The following is a 19,257-nucleotide window of genomic DNA, read 5'->3' on the forward strand; positions in this document are numbered from 1 at the left end:
CACTTATGTTATCGACTCGACCAAGATTTGCTATTACCCTTTGTTTGTTTTTACCGTTCTCTCTATAATTTTCAACAATTCTCAAATATTCTGTTCCTTTATTATTTTTAACAATTCTTAAAAACATAAAAATCACCTCTTGATTTCATAATGTCACTGTATATTATACCACAAAAACACTATGAAATCAAGAAAATTACACTATTGTTAAAATATTTTGTGTCACCACACGATTTTTTTTAATCCTATTTTTCCATACTTTTATCGTCTCAAACCCGCATTCTACCGTTCTATTTTCCTTAAATTTCCCAGATTGCTGTCAAAGTTAGGAATTATTTCCTTTTTGCTCTTTTTTACTGATTTGACTCCCTACCGGAAATCTTTTAATTATAAAATTAATCAAAAATAATTTCTTTGATTTTCTTAATAGGATCCTTTAAATCAGTCAAATTTATCCATTTAGCTTTTTTATATCCTCTGAAATAAATAATCTGTCTTCTTGCATAACGTCTTGTATTTCTTTTAATGTAGTGAATCATTTTTTCATAATCATATTTTCCCTCAATATATTCTAATACTTCTTTATATCCAATAGTATTCAATGAGTTTAAGTTTTTGTTATATCCCATTGCAATTAAATTTTTTACTTCATCAATTAAACCATCTTTTAACATGAGCTCAACCCTTAAATTGATCCTTTCATGTAGTTCTTTTCTATCCCTATCTAAAATAATAATATTAAAATCATATGGTGAAACTGTCTTCTGACTTTTGATTAAATCAGACATTCTTTTCCCAGAAATAATATAAATTTCTAAAGCTCTAATTAGTCTTTTTAAGTCATTTTGATGTATCTTTAAATAACTTTCAGGATCCACATCTTTTAAAATTTCCCTAATAATACCAGGCTGAGAATTTTCTAATTTTCTTAAGTAGCTTCTTAAAGTTAAAGAACTTGGAGATTCAAAAAAACCTTTATAAATAGCATCAAAATAAAGTCCAGTACCTCCAGAAATAATAGGTATTTTACCTCTGTTTAAAATATCTTCAATAATTTTTAATGCGTCCAATCTATACAAATAAGCATTATAATATTGATCGGGTTCAATAAAATCAATTAAGTGATGTTTTATTTTTTTTTGTTCATCTTTTGTAGGTTTAGCAGTTCCAATATTCATATACTTATATATTTGCCTTGAATCACATGAAACAACTTCAAATTCATTTCCTAATTGTGTCAATATTCCTGTTTTCCCAACAGCAGTTGGTCCTAATATAACAGGTATTTTCATTTTAAATAAATCACCCCATAAAATACACCAGAATTTTTACTTCCGTCAATTTTATCAAATTTATATTTATCCCAAATAGAATCTTTTACATGAGCTTTTATAATTACTTTATCTTTAGCAACTCTCTTCATTTCTTCAATATCAATTGCTTCTAAGGTTTCATAAACAGCAAATCTTCTTAAAGGATTTAATGCAGAAGATTCAAAAACAGGATTTTCAAACATTGGATCACAGTATATAATATCATAACTTTTATCTTTTTGTTTTCTTATAAATCTTTTATAATTAGCATTTTTTATTTCAATTTTTTTAGCAGCTTCTTTTAACCATTTAATTTTGTATGGATAATAATTAATACTTTCTTTTACTACAAAATAAATAGGAAAAGCTCCTTCTAAACCAATTAATTTACCATCTGTTAATTGAGATGCAATTAACAAGGCTTCGCTGCCCAAACCGAAGGTTAAATCCAAGATATTTTCATTTCCTTTTAAATCAAGGTTATTTAGTAAATAATCCTTTTTATCTGAAACATAATTTTTCATTCTGATTTTAACTATAGAAGGGTGAAAAAAGAACTCAAAATCACCCTTTTTCAATTTTACCGTTAAATTTTTCTCAACAATGAAATAAATATTATTTGTTTTTAAATGACGCCTATTTTTGTATATTAAACCATATTCTTCAGCGAGTTGTTTCGCTCGCTGTAGCTGTTCCTTCGACGGTTTGTGGGACGTAGTTATAATTAATTTTTCCATCCTTTATTGTCACACCTTTCTCTTCTAATAGTTTTTTTATCATATCCCTTTCTTTTTCTATATCATAAAGCCGTTTTTTTAATATTTCAAATTCAGATTGTGTTTTTTTGTATTCTTTTGATAATTCTGTATATATAACTAACATACGAATCATTTGTACACTGAAATAAATTATTATAAAAATCATGAAAAGATAAATAATTATTTTAATACTATTAATTTTTTTTTCTTTTTTCTTTTTTTTTCCGACAACAATTTTTTTTCTTTCCATTTTTACCCCTTCAAACCGGAACGTGCGATACCAGCTACAAAATATTTTTGCATGAAAATGAATAGAATAATAATAGGAATTATAGAGAATGTTGAAGCTGCCATTAATAGATTATATAAGGTTCCAGATTCTGTAGTAAATGTTTGTAATCCGACAGCCAATGTTCTCATTTCAGGTGATTTTGTAACAATTAATACCCATAAGAAGGCATTCCAACTTCCAACGAATTTTAGCAAAGCACCTGTTATTAATGCAGGTTTGCTTAAAGGAACCATTACAGTCCATAAAAATCTCCAACTACTACTACCATCTATTTTTGCAGCATCCCACAAATCATTTGGAATAGTTAAGAATTGTTGTCTTAATAAGAATATAGCAAATACACTAACTATCCATGGAATAATTAATGCATAATATGTATCAAGCCATCTGAATTTACTAATTGTTATGAAGTTTGGAACAAGCATAACCTCACCAGGAACCATCATTGTTGCTAAAAATAATGTGAATAATATATTTTTACCCCAAAATTCCAATTTTGCAAAAGCAAAAGCTGCCATTGCTGCAATAATAATTTCAAGAATAGTTGTAGATGTTGCCATAAATACAGTATTTATATAATATTTTGAGAATGGTGCAGCATTCCATGCTTCAACATAATTTTCAAATACGTTAGCAAATATTTCTGAAGTAGAAAATTTTGCTTTCATAGTTGGTTGATCATCAAGGAACCATAAAGCATAAACATTTTTAAAATGTATTTCTATATTTGAATAGTTCCTGTAATATATTTTATCTATGAAATCTGGAGCATCAATTATTTTAACTATTGAAATAGAATCTGAATATAATTTATTAAACTTTTCTAGAATATTATTATAAGTTTTTCTTAGAGAAGATAATTCTAGTAATATACTTTTATCAATATTTTTCTCCTTTATAAATTCTGCATCGAAAATATTCAAATATTTATCAACATTATCTAAATTTACAATATTTATTTTTGAAAGACTTCTTATAATCATTAGTGTTCTTGATAAATCTTCGGAATTTATTTTTAATTTTTCTAAAACAAGGTTATTAAAATCATGTTCTAAATTTAAAACAAAATTGTCTTTAATTTTAAAAACATCGACATTTTCGTCAATAGCTTTTTTGAATTTATCTGGTATATCTGATAAACTTAAATTTTTAATAAAAGAATCTTTCATAATTTTTTTTGTAGGGACGCTAAATTTTATCATATTTTTCTCAGATGAATATTCTTGATTATCTCTAAATTTATTTTCAAAGAAAACTTTAAAGTTTAAGGTATTTTTATTGTATATTATGGAATTATAGATGTTTTTTTCTAATAGCCTGTTAACTTTTCTCAGATACATATCTGTAAAAGACTTAAAATTGACAGAATTCATTTTTTCTATTATAGCATTAATTTCGTCATTTGAAATGATTCCTGTACCTCTAGAATATACTTGAATTAAAGAAGAAATATTTTCTAAATCTTTTTTTAGATTTATCAAATAATTCTTTAATTCTTCTTTTTTCCCGATTTTTTCATTTTTTATTACTGAATTGTCAGAATCTTTAATTTTTAAGTAAGGTAATCTATCGATTGATAGTTTAATAAATTTATCAATATAATTTATCGAATTTTTCAGTTCTTTGTCTAAGGATTTTAAAATTTGAGCTTTTTTGAATAATCCATTAGATGTTGAATATAATGAAAAATAAAAGTTTTCAAAGTTTTCTGGGTTTTCTTCAAGAGAATTAATCTTATTTGATAATTCTTGAATTACAGGATATTTAGCATTATATTCTTTGATAGCATTTATTAAATTATGTAAATCATTATTATCACCATATTTTAATGTTGAGAAAGTTAACGTTACCAATCCTCTTTTTACAGGATCATCTTCAACTCTTAAAACTTTTTTATATGGATTATATAAAGCATCACTTTGTGAAGCTCTAAATTCAGCTAAGCTTACACTTCCTTGGTCTCCCAATGAAGTTGAAGGAGCATTTTTTATATTAACCATAATTTCTGATTTAAAGTTTTTTGAAGTCCATTTAGGTGGCCATTGGGCTATTTCACTGCCCGTTTTAAATGAAGTCACAACCATCCACGCAAAAGGCATAGCCATAACTATTGCTCCACCTATAACCAAAAGATATATAATCAAAGTACCCATAGTATTTGTAAATTTTGACCAAGACATTATAAGACCCCCTTAAGAATCGTAATGGACGCGTTTTTTGCCAGCTACAAATTGTATAAATGTAAATATTAATATTATTCCAAATAATACATATGCAGCAGCACTTGCTTGTCCCATTCTTTGTTCACCATAGAATTTTTCAAAAACATAATAAACAACCGTTAAACCACTATTATTATATGGACCTGGGAGTCCTGAATAAAGAATAAATATCTCAGAGAATACCTTAAATGCCCCAATCATAGAAACTATTAAAATGAAAAATGTTGTTGGAGATAATAAAGGCCATGTGATATATGCAAATTTTTGCCATGTTGTTGCACCATCAACCTCTGCCGCTTCATAATAACTTTTATCTATATTTTGAAGACCGGCCAAGAAAATTATTGAATAATAACCAACCAATTTCCAAATAGATATAATCGCTATAGTTGGAATTGTCCACTTTTCATCTTTTAACCACAAAATTTTTTCCACACCAAAAAATGATAAAATATAGTTTAGTAAACCATTATCATTAAATATCCATTGCCAGACTAAAGAAACAGCAACAACACTTGTTACAAACGGAATAAAATAAATTGTTCTAAATACAACTTTACCTTTGACATCTTGATAAAATAAAAGAGCTATAATTAAAGATAAGAAAATTGTTATTGGCATCGATAATAAAACATAATAACTTGTATTCCATATAGCTTTTAGAAAATCAGCTTCTTCTTTTGCCATACTTAAATAATTCACAATTTCAGGTATTTTTATTAATTCGGTTCCAACAATATAAACACCAACGAAAAGTATTAATCTTAAAAGTAATTTATCAGGTGTTCCTTCTATTTTTTTCATTGCAGCTATTACAACATATGAAAAAGCAAGCCATAAGAAAATAATCCATTGTAATTGATAAGAAATAAAATTCCATAAAACAAAAGAAATTAATCCAATTAAAGTGTTTATAATAATTAGATTTTTAACCTTCTTATCAGAAATTCTTTTTAAATCAAGTAAAGAGTTCAATAAAAATGCCATAAAAAAGACAATGAAAAATGTTCCTAAAAAAGCAACGTTAAAAGTTAATTCAACAGGATGTTTTAACTTAAATAGTTGTATATAATTATCTAAACCAATAAACTGCGGATTAGCTTGATTTTTAAAATCCCATTTAAAAAAACTTAAAACAAATGAATAGATAATAGGCCAAAAAACAAAAATCGATAATATAATCATAGATGGTAAAATATACAAATACGCCGTTAAACTTTCTCTTGTGCGTCTCCATGCATGTGGAGAAAGAAAGTATTTAGATACTTTCATCAAGATTGCTAATAAAATAGCAATGCTCGCACCTATCATAGGAATAAGAATCTCAGCTGGCATATAAACATCCTCCAATCAACCAAAAATTTTTTAACATTTATTTTACCATATATTCTTATGAAAAGTCAAAGAGTTATTAGCCAAATTATAAGATATTATTTTAATTTTTCAGCTAATTTTTTTAGTTGATCCACAATTTCTTCAAAAGTTGGCCTTTCAAACGTACCCTGTTTTAAAAACGCATTAATATTTTCAATTTCTCTCTTAGCGATATCAATTTTCTTATTTGTTCCTTCTTTATATGCACCAACTTCGATTAAATCTTTCGCATCATTATATGTAGCCATTATATCTCTAACAATATATGCAGCATCTAAATGCTCAGAAGAAACAACAGCAGACATTAACCTACTGATACTTGCTAAAACATCTATAGCAGGATAATGAGATGATTCTGCTAATCTTCTTGATAAAATAATATGTCCATCAACAATACCTCTAACGGTATCAGAAATAGGTTCATTAAAATCATCACCTTCAACAAGCACAGTATATATAGCGGTTATACTCCCTTTATCAGAATTACCAGCTCTTTCTAATATTTTTGGTAAATCGGCAAAAACACTAGGTGTATAACCTCTTGTTGCTGGTGGTTCGCCAATAGACAGGCCTATTTCTCTTTGTGCCATAGCCCAACGAGTTAATGAATCAACCATTAACATTACATTATATCCCATATCCCTAAAAAATTCAGCTATTGTTGTAGCACTGAGTAAAGCTTTTGTTCTCATTAATGCCGGTTGATCTGAAGTTGAAACAACAACAACAGAACGTCTTAGTCCTTCCTCTCCTAAATCTCTTTCAATAAATTCTCTAACTTCTCTTCCACGTTCCCCGATTAATGAAATAACATTTATATCAGCTGAAGTATTTCTTGCAATCATACCCAACAAAGTACTTTTACCAACACCACTACCTGCAAATATACCAATTCTTTGCCCCTTTCCAAGAGTAATTAATCCATCAATAGCCTTTACACCAACAGATAAAGGCTCTTCTATTTTTCTTCTAATGAGAGGATTTGGTGGTGGAGAATATATAGAACGGTATTTATCGACGCTTAAAGATTTTCCATCTATAGGTCTTCCTATACCATCTAATACTCTTCCTAATAAATTTTGTGTTATACCAATTGAAACTTTTCTGTTTAATCTTTTTACTTTAGCACCAACATATAAACCATGTATATCTTCAAAAGGCATTAACAAAACTTTATTTCCAATAAAACCAACAACTTCACATAAAGCTGTATTTCCATTTCTTAAAGTAATAGAACACAAATCTCCAAGAGATACATCAGGTCCCTTGGATTCAATAACAACGCCCGTTATTCTATCAACAATACCCTCTAAAGAAAATAAATCTATAGTCTGAATTTTTCTATTTATATTTTCATATATTTCATTATAATCCTTCATCATTTAATTCTTCCTCTATCATATCCATAATTTGTTTTAAAATCTCTTCTTTATTGATTGTAATTTTTCCCATATCAGTATAAACAGACATTGAAAAATCACTCAATGTAATATCTTCTACAATTTCAATATTATCAATAGATTGAAATTTTTCAATTAATTCAGGGAAATCTCTTGTAATATTAGAACTCACATGAATTTTAATATAGTCAAAGTTGATAAATTTTTCTAAGATTTTATTTAGCGAATGTTCTATCCATTTTGGAGATGAAAAAATTTCAATATTAAGAAATTTATTTACTAATAATTTTAATATATTAAAAAGCAAAATTCGTGTATTATATATTTCTAGATTAATAGATTTACTAAAAGAATCCAGTAAATTATTTAACTGTAAAGAATACTGCTGAATAATATTATTCAGCTCATATTCAGCCTGTTCTTTTCCTTCTTTTCTACCTTTTTCAACTTCTTCAGCATAAGCTAAATGAGCTTCATTAATTATATTTTCAGCTTCTTTTTTAGCTTTTTCAATTATTTCTTTAGCTTCTTTTTCGGCATCTTCGATAACTTTTTTTGCGATGTTTTCGGCAGTTTCTTTTTCTAATTCTTGAACATTTTCGGGTGATTCATATATAACGTATTGTCCTTTAATAATTCTTTTATTAAACAATTAACTCTTCTCCTCCTCCACCAGCAATAATAATTTCACCGGATTCTTCGAGTTTTCTAATAATAGCAACAATTCTTTGTTGAGCTTCATCAACATCTTTTAACCTAACAGGACCCATGAATTCCAATTCTTCTTGAATCATTTGGGCAGCTCTTTGAGACATATTTGTAAGGATTTTTTCTTTTAAATCTTCTGAAGCACCTTTTAGAGATAAGGTTAAGTCACGTGTATCAACTTCTCTGAGTATTCTTTGTATAGTTCTGTCATCGAGTTTAAGAATATCTTCAAATACGAACATTTTCTTTCTAATTTCTTCAGATAATTTAGGATCTGATTCAGATAATCTATCAAATATATTTTTTGATACTGTTCTATCGATATTGTTCATTATTTCAGCGGTAGTTTCTATTCCACCAACCTGACTAAAAGGTTGAGCGGCAAATGAGGATAATCTATCTTTCATACGGCTCTCCACCTCCTTAACAACATCTGGAGTAGCTCTATCCATAATAGAAATCCTTTTTATAACATCTACCTGCAAATCTTCAGGTAGTCCAGCAATAACTTGAGCAGCAGCAGCAGGTGGTAAATAACATAATACCAGAGCAACAGTTTGCGGATGTTCATTTTGTAAAACATTAATAATTTGAGCGACATCAATTCTTTTTAAGAAATCAAATGGTTTAACTTGTAAGTTTGTAACAAGATTTTCAATAATCTTAATAGCTTGTTCTGGCCCAAAAGCTTCCTCAAGCAATTTTTTAGCGTAATCAACGCCACCTTCTTTAATAAACTCTTTTACTTTCATCAATTCAAAAAACTCATTTAAAACAGCACTTTTTTCTTCATCAGAAATTTTTCCTAAATTTGCAACTTCTAAAGTTAGCATTTCAACCTCTTCTTCTGTTAATTCTGTTAGTAATTTTGAGGCTCTTTCAGGTCCAACCAAAACTACTAAGATAGCTGCTTTTCTTAAACCAGTTGCAGTATTTCCTTTATTTGCAGCCATTTTATCACCTCTAATTATTGATTAATCCAATATTTTAGTATTTCAACAACATCATCTACACTTTGATCAACAATCTTTGTAAGTTTTTCAAAAACCTTTTGATCTTCAGTAACTTCGGTAATTTCAGGTTCAATTTCTTCAATAGCACGTGTTGCAGCTTCTTCAAGTTTTTTCTTCCTTTCAAGAATAGTTTTTCGAGCTTTTCTTTTTTTATTAAGGTTTATTATACCTATAATTAACAGTACAAGAACGATAATAAAAATTACAGAAATAATCGTTATAACGGTAATTGTTCTGGCTCTTTCAGTTTGTTGAACAATTTTTTGATATTCAGCTTCTAATTCTTTGTTAAACTTAGTAAATAAAATATTTATATTACTTGGAGTTGCACCAGTAGCAGTTGAAATAGCACTTTTTATTTGCGCTTTTGTCGTGTCATTTTCAGGTATTGGTGATTTATCTAAGTCTATAAACACTGTGATAGATTTTTCAGCTATTTCACCATTTTTATCATCAGTAACTTTTTGATATATTTCGTTGAAATCATAATTGGTTATTGTTTTTAATGTTTTATAAGTATCAGAACCTTGATTATCTGGGGTTTGTGTTGTATAAGGAGGAACATTAGAATCTACACCAGGAATGTTTGAAGTACCAGAAGTAGAATATTTTTCTTCTGATTCTTTTTGTTCACTTACAATTAATCCAGCTGTTTTATTTACAGGTTGTACTTTTCTTGATTCTTCTTCAATTTTTTGCCAATTCAATTCAACTTCTGGAATAACAACAATTGCACCTACACCAAAAACTTGCTGTAATTTATTTTCAATTTTTTGTGTATAATACTCTTCAATTTTTCTTTTTAAATCAAATTTTGTAGCAGCATCAGCAATATTTCCTTCAGAAATAACCTGTGCGCTTAAATTTCTTGAATTGTTATCAACAACTTTAACATCCTTAGGGTCTAAATTTTGAACAGCACCAGCGACAAAATCCATTATAGCTTTTACCTGACCAGAATCTATATTTGCGCCAGGCTCTAAAAATAATAAAACTGAAGCCGTAGGTTTTGATTTATCAGCGGGTGTATAATATGTTCTCGACGGCATAACAATATGCACCCTTGCATATTGTATCCCTTTCATTGTAGAAATTGATCTGGATAGTTCCCCTTCAAGAGCAATTTGATAATTCACCTGTTTATCATAACTTGTAGCACCAAAATTTTGTTTTTGTAGCAGTTCATAACCCTGAATTTGATTTCCTAAAACACCGTTAAGAGCAAGTTTCATCCACAACTCATATTTATTATATTTTTCGGGAACCATTATTGAACCGCCAGGACCAACTTTGTAAGGAATATTCAATTCTTCTAATTTAGCTATAATTTTTCCACCTTGCTGCTCATCCACACCACTTATTAAGACCTGATAATTAGGTCTTAAGTTTAAAGCGATTAGAAATATTAACAAAAAAACAAACGTAGCACTTAAAATAGAATATATAATTTTTTGATTTGTAGAAAAGTTTTCCCAATAATCTTTAATCATTTGAAATGGGTTCATAAACTCACCTCTAGAGACTCATATAAATGCCTATTCTATAATTTGAATTAAATATTATTCCGAACTTAATATCATATACAGAAAAACCTGTATTAATTTGAAAAACATTATCAACAAAAATCTTTAACCATAAGCCATTTTTGGCTTCTATATTTAAATAATATGAATCTAAATCATTAAGATTTTTTAAAGATATGATATTTTGAGACCAAGGATATCCAATTCTCAAATAAAAATTTAAATCAGTTCCATAAGTTGAACCTATAGACAAACTCGATTTTGGCATATACATGAGTCCAAAATTTAAATTTATTTTATTAAATTCAGTAGAATTATTATTTTTTATAAAAGATATATTTTGAGTTGAATAAAATTCAAAATCTTTATAAGCTAATCCTGAATAACTGTTCAATTCAAAAAAGCTTTGCGAGACAGCTCCCTGAACACCAATTAAAAACGGAGAATAGATTTTAGTATTTTTGTAATTTTTTTGCGCTTTTTTAACCTTTCTATAATAATTTAATCCAGAGGAATTAATTCCGTTTTTTAAAACAGATGTTGGACCTTGATAATATGCTGCTATTTGAGATTTTTCTGATTGTAATATTTTATATAAATAACTATGATATGCAGAAGCTCCAGTTACATTATCAATAGGATTAAACAAATTATCGATACCAAAATCTTGAGCAACGATAGGTTTTAATTGTAATAATCCAATTGCATGACTTGAAGAAATAGCATGCGTATAATAGCTTGACTCAACATACATTTGTCCCCCAATAAGTTTTCTATCTTGGGACCAAACATAGTTTAGCAACTCTGATGAATTTATATAAGAGTATTTACTTAAAAGAATGTATTCAAAATTCAAAAACATGGAGTCTGTATATAACTCCATGTGTAAGCCGGGTTTATAAAAAATCTTATTATATATATCTAATTTTTGAGAAAAAGAAATTATGGATATTATTAAGAATACAAGGAAAAAAAATCTTTTCACTCTAAAGCTCACCTAATAAAGCTAATATAATATCAGCGATTTTTTCTCCAGTTTTATTTGCAATTTCAATAACTTCTTCAGCAGTTACAGGTTTTAATTCATCTGGTACAGCTTTATCTGTTACAGCAGAAAATCCTAATACCTTTATTCCAGCATGATTAGCAACAATAACTTCTGGAACAGTCGACATTCCAACTAAATCTGCACCAAAGTTTCTCATCATTTTTAATTCTGCAGGTGTTTCAAAAGTTGGACCAGTGATACCTAAATATACACCAGTATATATAGGTATACCTAACTTTTTAGCTGTAGAAATAGCCATTTCTGTTAAATCTTTATCATAAGCCTCGCTCATATCAGGGAATCTTGGACCCCATTCTTCACAATTTTGACCAATTAAAGGATTATCGCCCATAAAATTGATTTGATCGGTTATAAGGCAAGGATTTCCAACCTCAAAATTAGGATTCATGCCACCAGCAGCATTTGTAACGATCAATATTTTTACACCTAATTCTTGCATTACTCTAATTGGAAATGTAACCTCTTTCATTGTATATCCTTCATAATAATGGAATCTTCCATTCATTAACATAACATTTTTTCCTGAGATTTTTCCAAATAACAATTCTCCTTTGTGTCCTGGAGCGGTTGAAACAGGAAAATTTGGAATATCAGTATAAGAAATATTCAAAGGATTTTCCAATTTATCAGCAATTCCGTGTAATCCAGAACCTAACACAATAGCAATTTCTGGTTTATCAGAAATTTTGCTTTTTATATATTCAGCAGCTTCTCTAACATTTTTCACATATTCTTTAATATCAAAATTCATAAGAGCACCCCCAGTTATTAATTTATTAAAAACAATCCAGCATAATTATTATACCATAAATTCGATATAATAATCATATAAGAATTATGTTATTCAACATAGCCAATAAAAGGTAAATTTCTATATTTTTCATCATAATCAAGGCCATAACCAATAACGAAATAATTATCAATTTCAAAACCTGGGAAGTCTACATGTATTCCATGATCATGCGCATTTTTTATGAGAAGAGAAGTTAATTTTATTGAAGCAGGTTTTTGCTTTTTGAATTCATCAATTAAAAAGCGTATTGTATTTCCAGTATCAACAATGTCCTCAATAAGGAGAATATGTTTATTTTCTAAATTTTCTTTAACCCAGCTATTTACAGTTATTTTTCCACTGGATTCTGTTCCACCATGATAACTTGACACTCGTACAAAATGATATGTCATATCATGATCTATATTTTTTACTAAATCAGAGAAAAAATGAACAGAACCTTTTAAAGCGCAAACAGCAACAATTTCTTCTTTAATATTCTTATAATATTCAGTTATTTGTTTTCCTAATTCTTTAGCTTTTGCAAGAATTTGTTCTTCAGTTAATAATACTTTTAATTTTTTTGGATCAATATCCATATTAAACACTCTCCTTTCGTACTGAAACTTCACCAGCATAAACATTTTCTATAATACCATCTTCAAATTGAACTTCTAAATAATCACCATGTATTGAAACAATTTTACCATGTTTTTCCACATTTTGCGATATAATTTTTATTAAATCCCCATTTTTAATGTTAAGATTACTTATCCATTTCTTTGTAAAAATGGAAATTGTATTGTTTTTAAAATATTTAAGATAATATTTATAATAAGCTATAGAATTAATTTGTTTTAATAATTTTTTTAGATTGAGTTCTTTGTTTTTTTCTTCAATATAACTTGTAGCAATATTTTTTAAGTTATCAGGAATCTCATTATTTACATTTAATCCAACACCAACAATAATCGCTGCAAAAGTTTTTCCTGTGTAAATACCTTCTCCTAATATGCCACATATCTTTTTTTCATTAACTAATAAATCATTTGGCCATTTTATAATGCTTTTTAACCTATATTTTAATAAAACGTCTTTTACAGCCATAGTATAAAGTCTAACATAATGCCAAGGATTCATAGGTCTGTTTTTTGGTTTAAATAAAACAGAAAACCATAAACCACCCCTTTTTGAAACCCATTCTCTTTTCATTCTTCCATATCCACCAGTTTGTTTAGATGCCCATACAACAGTTTCAGAAGGTAAATCCTTCCAATGTTCTTTTAATACTTTATTTGTAGAATCAATAGTATCAAAATATATAAGTTTATCGCCTATTATTTTTGATCACTACTTTCTATATCTATAGGTTTAAAAACATTTTTAATAGATGGAAAAGTACCATCTTTTACTTCTTTTGAATAATTTTCAATAGCTTTTTTAAACAAATCAAAACCATTTAAATATTTCTTGAGAAATTTTGGTTCAAAATCTCTATTCAGACCAAGAAAGTCATGCCATACTAACACCTGTCCATCACAAAATCTTCCAGCACCAATTCCAATCGTTGGTATAGAAATAGATTCTGTAATTTTTTTTGCAACAGGTTCTGTAACCATTTCTAAAACAAGAGAAAATGCGCCAGCATCATCAAGTGCAACAGCACTTTCTATAAGTAAATCTTCTTCTGTTTTTGTTTTTCCTTTAGAGGATATACCTATTTGTTTATAGGATTGAGGAGTAAAACCAATATGTCCCATTACAGGTATTCCATATTCCACCATTTTCCTTATTAAAGGAGCAACGTTTTTTCCACCTTCGAGTTTAACGGCATCAGCACCGGCTTTTAAAATAAGACCAGCATTTTTTATCGCTTCACTTTCAGAAATTTGATAACTTAAAAACGGCATATCTCCTACAACAAAGGTATTTGGAGCCCCCATTTTTACAGCTTTAATGAAAATGAGCATTTCATCCATTCCTATTTTTATTGTGTCACTATTTCCTAACATAACATTAGATGCTGAATCGCCAACAAGAATCATATCTATTCCAGCAGCTTCAGCAATCTTTGCACTTATGTAATCATAGGCAGTAATCATTGCTATTTTTTCTTTGTTTTTCATCTTTAAAAAACATTTTATACTCATATCAATCATCCTCCTTGATTTTATATAGCAGCTTTATAAAAAAATCATAAACTTCAACATTTCCTAATATTTCACCAAAAATATCTCTTTCATTATTTATAGTATTAAAGTCATTTCTTGCTACAGGGCCAGTTAAGGCATTTTTTAACCCAATTTTCTTTATATTATTTAATGAATTTATTGATAAATCCAATAAATGATTTATATCTTTTATTTCAATTTCATCATATAAATCTTTTGCCATTTTTATCAAAACATAAGAAAAATTTGAAGCAATAACTGCAGCTAAATGATATATTCCCTTTTTATTTTGTGGTATTATAACATATTTTCCATTTAAAATGTTAATTATTTCTTTTGCAAAAGTAATTCCAATTTCATCACCTTCTATACCCCAAGTAATATTTTTAATTTCATGGCATTTTTTTATTGAAGAAAATGGAAAATTTGGATGAATAGAGAAATGTGGAATATTATCAAAGAAACTTGAATCCAGATATCCGCTACAATGTCCTATGGCTAAAATTTTTGTTAAATCATGTTTTTGCAAAATATTCCAAACAGGAATTATATTTTCATCTTGTGTTGTAATTAAAACAATTCCGTTTAATTTCTTATTTTTATAATCCCAATTTTTATCTATTAAAAGCGTTTTTATATGTTTTTCCTTAAAACAATTGTATAAACTTCTCCCAACCTTCCCTGGTCCAATTATATTAATCGTAATATTATTTTCAATCATAGTTTCCTCCTTGGAAATAATTCAAGAAATATGTTATAATTTAAAAAAAATAGTTACCAACATATATTTATTATACTACAAGGAGGATTTTATGAAAAATGTATTGTTAATAATAATTTTGCTTTTTATGAGTATTTCATTTGGAATAATAAAAGTTGGTATCGCATTAACGGAGCCATATGCTTATTTTGAAGAAGTAAATGATGGATATTTATTAAAGGGTATAGATATAAATTTAATAAAAATGCTTTCAAAAGATTTAAATGAAAAAGTAGAAATATACATATATAATTTTTCTGATTTAATAGAAAATGGATTAAAAGAAATGGATATGATAATTGGTGGAATACATATAACAGATGAAAGAAAAAAACACATAAAATTCACTATTCCATATTTAACAACAGGGCTTGTTATTTTAGAACTAAAGGATAATGAAAAAAGTGAAATAAAATCTTTTGCGGTTAAAAATGATTCAACGGGATATAAAACAGTTTTAAAATGGAAAAAATATGGAAAAGATATTATTTATACAGTATATGAAACAAATGAAGAATGCTTAAATGCAGTTCTAAGTAAAAAAGTTGATGGTGCATTTTTTGATTTGGTAAATGCAATATATTTAATGAAAAAACATCCTGTTAAAATTTATAAAGAGCCATTAACAAAAAACGATGTTGGAATAGGTGTTAAAACAAAGGATCTTTTAGAAAAAATAAATCCTTTAATATTAAAATATAGAAGAGAAAATTTAATAGGTGAGTAAATTATGATTTCTTTAAAAAAGTGGTTTAAAAATAATATAAAAATAATTTTTTCATTATTATTTATAATTCTCTATATAATATGGATTGTTTTCATTTACCATATTATAGCTTTTGATGCTGAAAAAAGAATGGATGTACAATATAATAAAATATTAAAAACAATAGAATTTCAAGAAAATTCTATTTTTAACGATATAAAGTTAGTCACAAATTCTTATGTTTATGCTGTTGACTCAAAAAAAGTTTTAGAAGACGTTGTAAATAACAATATGTATATAAAATCAATAATTGACTATAAACCACTTTCGGATGTGATTGATAAAGGATATCCAGAAAAATTTTTGAATAATAATTTAAAGCTTGAAATAAAAAATAAAATAAAAGATTTAGAGAAAGGTAAATATATTAAATTTAACACAAAAGATAGCTTGTTTTATATAATGCCGTATTTTTATAAATTGATAGAGAATCAAGAAATTTTTCAGGGCCTTTTAATATTTGAAATTGATAAAGATTCTATGCTAAATCAAGTAAAAGAATTTTTATTAGATGATGAAAAAATAGTGAGCACGAAACCAATAAAAAATTTTTTTATAAAATACAAAGAATATAGATTTTATTCAACAAAATATTATTATGTAATAAGTTTTAAGGGAAAGGTTTATACATTTTTTTACTTATCTTTGATTTTATTTTTTATTGTTATTGTATTATACTATATAATAAAAACATTATTCGTAAGATTTTTAGAAAAAAACATGATAGAGCCAGTAAAAGATTTTTCTGAATATATAAGAGAATCAAAAGTAGAACCATATAATAAAGAATTTAAAATAGTAGAATTTGAAAATATGAGAAAAGCATTTAATGAAATGATAATAAAAATGAAAAATAACAAAATTGAATTAGAAAGTGCTTATGAAGAAACTAATGCTATGAATGAAGAATTAATAGAAACCAATAAAAAATTAGAACAATATATTAAAAAATTTGAAAGTATTATCAAAATAATAGGGAATATGAGTTTACAGGATTTTGATGAAAAAAAATTCTTTGATGAATTTTTGAAATTATCAATAGATATGATACCAGAAGTAAAATATGGTAGTATCGTAATTAAAGAAAATAAAAACTGGAAATTTATTTCAACCTATGGGCATAATTTTGAAATATTAAAACATGTTGTTTTTCCTGAAAAAAATTTTATTTATGCGAAAAAATCAAAAATTGTTGAGGATATAATTAGCGAAGATAAAATATTATTAGATAATAAAAATTACAAAATGATAAAAGAAGCAACAATTCCAATAAAAAAGAGCATATTAGTACCTTTAAAGATAAACGATATTATAATTGGTCAGATAGCCCTTGATACAGATAGAGAAGTAGATATATCAGAAGAAAGTGTAAAACTCGTTGAAACTTTGAGCATAATTTCTTCAGTATTTATAAGATTAAAAAGAGTCTCTAAAGAGGAAGGAAAGTTACATAAGAATATTATATTAGCTCTTATTAAAGCGCTTGAATATTATGATAAATATACAAAAGGTCATTCAGAAAGAGTGGCAAAATATTCAACAGAATTTGCAGAATTTATAAATCTATCTAAAGAAAAAATAAAAAAACTTTATTGGTCGAGCATCACACATGACATAGGAAAATTTTTTATTCCACAAACAATATTAAATAAACCTGGTAAATTAAATGATGAAGAATATGAAATTATAAAAGAACATCCAGTAAAAAGTTATGAATTATTATCTAAAAATGAATATTTAAATGAATTTTCCATTATAGTTAGACATCATCATGAGAGATGGGACGGAACCGGATATCCAGATGGTTTAAAAGAAGAAAATATACCATACTTTTCTAGGATAATTTCTCTTGCAGATAGTTTTGATGCAATGAGAACAGAAAGACCGTACAAAAAAGAAATGAGGATTGATGAAATAATAGAAGAAATAAGAAGAAATGCAGGTACACAATTCGATCCAATTTTATCGAGTAAATTTATTGAATTTTTGAGGAGGAAGTATCTGTGAGAATAAACGTAGAACCATTTGAGCGAATGAGAAAGTTTGAATATATTGTTCCTTTTATATATATAACTCTTTTAATTTTTGGTATTTTTATGGTAAGAACAGCAACATATGGTGAATATATTGAAGATAATTATTATAAACAAATTATATTTTCATTTTTAGGAATAATAATTTTTTTCTTTACTTTTTTTCTAAAAGAAAGAATTCTAAAAAGTATAATAGTTCATTTATATACAATAACATTATTTTTATTAATGTATGTGTTAGTTTTTGAAAGAGCCAGATATGGTGCAAAAAGATGGATAAGAGTTGGACCTGTTGGAATACAGCCATCGCATTTATTTTTAATATTTACTCTAGTTATTTTTGCGAAATATTTAGCTGAAAAGAATAAAAAGGCATATTATATTTTATCATTTACAACTTTAATAGGTTTAGGTTTAATATTTAAACAACCGGATTTAGGAATGACATTATTTACATTTGGATTGTGGTTCTTATTGACATATATATCTGGAGAACATGAAAAAACATGGAAAACATCATTGTTTTTAATGTTATTTTCTTCCCCATTTGCTTTCTATTTTATGGAAGATTATCAACGTGCAAGAATAGTTGGATTTTTATTTCCTGAAAAAAATGCTGCGAGTGTTGCTTATAATACATTGCAATCTATTAGAGCAATTGGTTCAGGTGGATTTTTTGGAAAAGGTTATTTAAATGGTTTTATGAATTTATCAGACTTTGTTCCAGAAGATCATAATGATTTTATTATCTCGGTAATTGGAGAAGAATTGGGTTTTTTAGGTATTTTATTTGTATTAATAATATATGCGTTATTGATATACAGAATATATGTATATGCAAAAAAGACAAGGAGAAAATTTTGGAAATATATATATTTCGGAACAATTACGATAATATTTTTTCATGTATATGAAAATATTGGTATGGCTCTTGGTATAATGCCTGTTACAGGAGTTCCATTACCTCTTGTTTCATATGGTGGAAGTCAGATAATAACATTCTCATTTTTATTAGGATTAGTAACAAAAGGTATTTCAACAACAGAAAGATTTTCTGAAGATAATTATATAGACAATGAATAG

General features: G+C 27.0%; 18 protein-coding genes. 3 read left to right on the plus strand and 15 right to left on the minus strand.

The genetic code is table 11. The features are described from left to right. Nucleotides 1-395: 395 nt before the first annotated feature. From miaA to BUA62_RS04790, 15 genes are all read right to left on the minus strand, one after another. Nucleotides 396-1,292: a tRNA (adenosine(37)-N6)-dimethylallyltransferase MiaA gene (gene miaA / locus BUA62_RS04720; RefSeq protein ID WP_072863984.1), complete on the minus strand. Its 897-nt coding sequence runs from the start codon at nucleotides 1,290-1,292 to the stop codon at nucleotides 396-398. Continuing rightward, on the minus strand, nucleotides 1,289-2,050 hold the full coding sequence (locus BUA62_RS04725; RefSeq protein ID WP_072863986.1) for a class I SAM-dependent methyltransferase: 762 nt from the start codon (nucleotides 2,048-2,050) through the stop codon (nucleotides 1,289-1,291). Before BUA62_RS04725 ends, miaA begins: the two co-directional genes overlap by 4 nt. After that, on the minus strand, nucleotides 1,977-2,321 hold the full coding sequence (locus BUA62_RS04730; RefSeq protein ID WP_072863988.1) for a hypothetical protein: 345 nt from the start codon (nucleotides 2,319-2,321) through the stop codon (nucleotides 1,977-1,979). The genes BUA62_RS04725 and BUA62_RS04730 overlap by 74 nt, the downstream gene beginning before the upstream one ends. 2 nt (nucleotides 2,322-2,323) lie before the next feature. Continuing rightward, complete coding sequence (locus BUA62_RS04735; RefSeq protein WP_084670703.1) at nucleotides 2,324-4,543, minus strand: ABC transporter permease subunit; 2,220 nt, start codon at nucleotides 4,541-4,543, stop codon at nucleotides 2,324-2,326. A 12-nt stretch (nucleotides 4,544-4,555) separates the two neighbouring features. After that, a complete protein-coding gene (locus tag BUA62_RS04740; RefSeq protein WP_072864092.1) occupies nucleotides 4,556-5,857 on the minus strand; it encodes a carbohydrate ABC transporter permease in 1,302 nt (433 codons plus the stop codon). Between the two features lie 158 nt (nucleotides 5,858-6,015). After that, a complete protein-coding gene (gene fliI / locus BUA62_RS04745; protein ID WP_072864095.1) occupies nucleotides 6,016-7,338 on the minus strand; it encodes a flagellar protein export ATPase FliI in 1,323 nt (440 codons plus the stop codon). After that, on the minus strand, nucleotides 7,325-8,011 hold the full coding sequence (locus BUA62_RS04750; protein WP_072863990.1) for a FliH/SctL family protein: 687 nt from the start codon (nucleotides 8,009-8,011) through the stop codon (nucleotides 7,325-7,327). The genes fliI and BUA62_RS04750 overlap by 14 nt, the downstream gene beginning before the upstream one ends. Then, a complete protein-coding gene (gene fliG / locus BUA62_RS04755; protein ID WP_072863992.1) occupies nucleotides 8,004-9,020 on the minus strand; it encodes a flagellar motor switch protein FliG in 1,017 nt (338 codons plus the stop codon). Before fliG ends, BUA62_RS04750 begins: the two co-directional genes overlap by 8 nt. A 14-nt stretch (nucleotides 9,021-9,034) precedes the next feature. Then, entirely contained in the window at nucleotides 9,035-10,585 is a 1,551-nt protein-coding gene (gene fliF / locus BUA62_RS04760) for a flagellar basal-body MS-ring/collar protein FliF (protein WP_072863994.1), read from the minus strand. 10 nt (nucleotides 10,586-10,595) lie between these two features. Further along, nucleotides 10,596-11,588, minus strand: a complete 993-nt coding sequence (locus BUA62_RS04765) for a lytic transglycosylase domain-containing protein (RefSeq protein ID WP_072863996.1) — start codon at nucleotides 11,586-11,588, stop codon at nucleotides 10,596-10,598. A 1-nt stretch (nucleotide 11,589) separates the two neighbouring features. Next, nucleotides 11,590-12,423, minus strand: a complete 834-nt coding sequence (locus BUA62_RS04770) for a purine-nucleoside phosphorylase (RefSeq protein ID WP_072863998.1) — start codon at nucleotides 12,421-12,423, stop codon at nucleotides 11,590-11,592. A gap of 89 nt (nucleotides 12,424-12,512) precedes the next feature. After that, on the minus strand, nucleotides 12,513-13,043 hold the full coding sequence (hpt, locus tag BUA62_RS04775; RefSeq protein WP_072864000.1) for a hypoxanthine phosphoribosyltransferase: 531 nt from the start codon (nucleotides 13,041-13,043) through the stop codon (nucleotides 12,513-12,515). Nucleotide 13,044: 1 nt separating this feature from the next. Next, entirely contained in the window at nucleotides 13,045-13,785 is a 741-nt protein-coding gene (locus tag BUA62_RS04780; RefSeq protein WP_072864003.1) for a biotin--[acetyl-CoA-carboxylase] ligase, read from the minus strand. After that, complete coding sequence (gene panB, locus BUA62_RS04785; RefSeq protein WP_072864005.1) at nucleotides 13,782-14,594, minus strand: 3-methyl-2-oxobutanoate hydroxymethyltransferase; 813 nt, start codon at nucleotides 14,592-14,594, stop codon at nucleotides 13,782-13,784. Before panB ends, BUA62_RS04780 begins: the two co-directional genes overlap by 4 nt. Before the next feature lies 1 nt (nucleotide 14,595). Continuing rightward, nucleotides 14,596-15,336, minus strand: a complete 741-nt coding sequence (locus BUA62_RS04790; RefSeq protein WP_072864007.1) for a DUF2520 domain-containing protein — start codon at nucleotides 15,334-15,336, stop codon at nucleotides 14,596-14,598. 91 nt (nucleotides 15,337-15,427) lie between these two features. Between BUA62_RS04790 and BUA62_RS04795 the strand changes: the two genes are divergently transcribed. From BUA62_RS04795 to BUA62_RS04805, 3 genes are read left to right on the plus strand one after another with little or no spacing between them, the layout of a single operon-like run. Then, nucleotides 15,428-16,102, plus strand: coding sequence for a substrate-binding periplasmic protein (locus tag BUA62_RS04795; RefSeq protein ID WP_072864009.1), 675 nt, complete (start codon nucleotides 15,428-15,430; stop codon nucleotides 16,100-16,102). 3 nt (nucleotides 16,103-16,105) lie between these two features. Next, complete coding sequence (locus BUA62_RS04800) at nucleotides 16,106-18,148, plus strand: HD-GYP domain-containing protein (protein WP_072864011.1); 2,043 nt, start codon at nucleotides 16,106-16,108, stop codon at nucleotides 18,146-18,148. Beyond that, complete coding sequence (locus tag BUA62_RS04805) at nucleotides 18,145-19,257, plus strand: FtsW/RodA/SpoVE family cell cycle protein (RefSeq protein ID WP_084670705.1); 1,113 nt, start codon at nucleotides 18,145-18,147, stop codon at nucleotides 19,255-19,257. Before BUA62_RS04800 ends, BUA62_RS04805 begins: the two co-directional genes overlap by 4 nt.

This window comes from Marinitoga hydrogenitolerans DSM 16785 (assembly GCF_900129175.1).
GTDB lineage: Bacteria > Thermotogota > Thermotogae > Petrotogales > Petrotogaceae > Marinitoga > Marinitoga hydrogenitolerans.